Source organism: Leisingera sp. F5, assembly GCF_001593695.1.
Genome location: NZ_LUKH01000465.1, coordinates 1 through 2,358 on the forward strand (window position 1 = coordinate 1; position 2,358 = coordinate 2,358).

Here is a 2,358-nt window from a genome sequence, read left to right on the forward strand (position 1 = left end):
GCATTCATCAAGGAGGCCCGCCGGTGACGACCCATATGCCAACATTGGTTTCTCTGCGCGCCTTTGAAGCCGTGGCGCGTCACAAGAGCTTTCGCAAGGCCGCTGACGAAATCTGCGTGACGCACGCGGCCGTCAGCCATCAGATCAAGGCACTGGAGAATTCAATCGGGGTTCAACTGCTTGAACGCACAAGCCGGTCCGTCGAACTGACGCCAGCCGGCGAACAGTATTATCCGCCAATCCGTGAACACATTCAGGGGATAATCAAGGCCACCCGGCGCATACAGGCGCCGGACGAGCCCGATGTGCTGCTCGTTCAGTCTTATGCGAGTTTCAATACAATGTGGCTGCAGCCCAGGCTTGCCGATTTCCTTCAGGACAATCCGAACACCCGCGTGCGCATAATCTCAACCTTTGAAGACGGTGACTATGATGCGCACAGATTTGACGCGGGCATCTTCAATGCCCCGCCTTTTGACAAGAGATTTAACTACAGCCCGTTGTTTGAAACCGACATTTACCCGGTGTGCGCTCCCGAGGCTTTGGGTGATCCGGACATGGGCATGACACTTGATGAATTGGAGAGATTCTTGCTGCTGGGTGTCCCGACCACGCCGTCAGATGTTGATGACTGGACTTGCTGGCTGGAGGCGGCAGGCCTCAGCCGCGACGACATGAAATTCGGGTCCGTTTTTGACAATTATCCGCTGGTTCGTGAGGCAGTCCTGAAAAACCATGGGATTGGAATGGCAAGAGCGCCGTTCTGCGTCCGTGACCTTGAGAGAGGGCGCTTGGTACGGCCGTTCGGTCTCTCCGTGCCAGAGCCGAGTCAATGGTACCTTGCAACGCCAAAAAACAGTGCAGCGAACCCGAAACTGGCTCTGTTCACCAAGTGGCTTGAAGAGGAAATCGAAGCTGACCCGACAATGAGAAGCATCCCGGCAGACGTTTAGGCGTCGTCATTCAGGAACCACCGGTCAACGCGTTCCAGATCAACACTGACCGTCCTGGATTGTCACCACGCCACTCATTTGGCGTGCATGCGTTTTTTGGTTTCGCGCACACGTTCCGTCGCCTCCGGGCTGCCATCGTGAAAGCTGCCGAACCAGTTATCCCAGGGCATTTCCGGGCCGCCATAATTGCATTCGAAATACCGGTGATGCAGTTGGTGGTGGAACGACCCGATCTTCAGGTGGGCCTTGTCCCCCAGCATCAAGTTTTCAAACCCGGCATGCGACGTGGCTGAAGCAAGCGCCAACGAGAATCCGATGAAGAGGAAGTGGATCGGATGCGCGGGCACAACCAGGAAGATCAGCAACAGGCTCATGTAGCCGACATGCTCGATCGGATGCATGGAAAAGCCAGACCACGGTGCGACTGAAACACTGCGATGATGCACCGAATGCACGCGTTTATAGATCCATGGGATGTGCAGTGCGCGGTGCAGCCAGTAGAAATGGAAGGATTGTACAACAGGCAACAACAGGAACAGGGCAAAGAAACAGAGCGGATTGCTCCGGGCCGTAATCATCGGTGCCCAGCCATTAGCGTAAGCCATCCAAACGATGGCATCATAGAACGTCCAGACGGTCACACCAGATAGGAGCGCATAGGTGACATTGTCCCAATACTGATCGTTCCACAAGAAGATGCGTGCATTCCTGGCTGGTCCGCGCCGGTCGAACTTGTAGTCGTCGCCTTGCTTCTTCCATCCGTAAAGCCACAGGTGCAGCCCTTGGGCAAAAATGGTCATCAGGATCAGGTTGCGCGCCCAAAGCTGCAATACCCATCCCCAGCTCAAGCGCTGCATCTGCTCCAAGGGTGGCACCAGCCACGCCCAGATGGCCCAGGCCATCAGGGCGTAGATCAGGTATTCGGTGATCAGCAACCAGTTGGTCGCAAACCACCGGAGCGTGGCCATGGGTCTTGGCGGCCACGAGAAAAGCGGTGTTACTGCGACAGGCAAGTCGGGATGCCAGTTCCATTCCTTGCTTGTGCCAGCTTCCACGTGCTTTTCAGTGGCCGACATGTGCGCCTCCTATGCGTCCAACCAGATCTTATCCATGTGGATTTCAAAGGTCGGGTGCATGCCCATCCCTTTCACATTTGGGCGGCTGTGATTGTAAAGGGAGCGCCAATAGGGCTGCGTCACCACACCTTCGTCGAGCAAGATCCTTTGCAGTTTGGCCATGATTTCCCTGCGCTTGTCCGCATCAGGGGTTGCCAGTGCATCTGCCAGCAAACGGTCGAACTCAGGATTGTTGAACCCGGTTTCGTTCCAGTTTTCTCCGGACCGGTAGGTCAGGGCCAGAATTTGCACGCCGAGCGGGCGCATGTTCCAATTGGTCGAGCTGAAGG

Annotated in this window: 2 protein-coding genes and 1 pseudogene; 1 reads left to right on the top strand and 2 read right to left on the bottom strand. The window is 55.9% G+C overall.

Going from position 1 to position 2,358, the window contains the following annotated elements; all coding sequences use genetic code 11:
- A partial coding sequence (locus tag A2I95_RS31935; RefSeq protein WP_291736303.1) for a LysR substrate-binding domain-containing protein occupies window positions 1-953 on the top strand: 953 nt, incomplete at its 5' end.
- A 74-nt stretch (window positions 954-1,027) separates the two neighbouring features.
- Here the strand turns inward: A2I95_RS31935 and A2I95_RS31940 are convergent.
- Both A2I95_RS31940 and A2I95_RS31945 read right to left on the bottom strand, forming a co-directional pair.
- The gene (locus A2I95_RS31940) at window positions 1,028-2,029 is read right to left on the bottom strand and encodes a sterol desaturase family protein (RefSeq protein ID WP_291736305.1); all 1,002 of its coding nucleotides are present in this window, start codon (window positions 2,027-2,029) and stop codon (window positions 1,028-1,030) included.
- Between the two features lie 9 nt (window positions 2,030-2,038).
- Window positions 2,039-2,358 (bottom strand): annotated as a pseudogene (locus tag A2I95_RS31945) (diguanylate cyclase); the annotation flags it as partial.

Excerpts from the sequence above, each read along its gene's own strand:
- A2I95_RS31940 (WP_291736305.1), bottom strand. The coding sequence starts at position 2,029 with ATGTCGGCCACTGAAAAGCACGTGGAAGCTGGCACAAGCAAGGAATGG.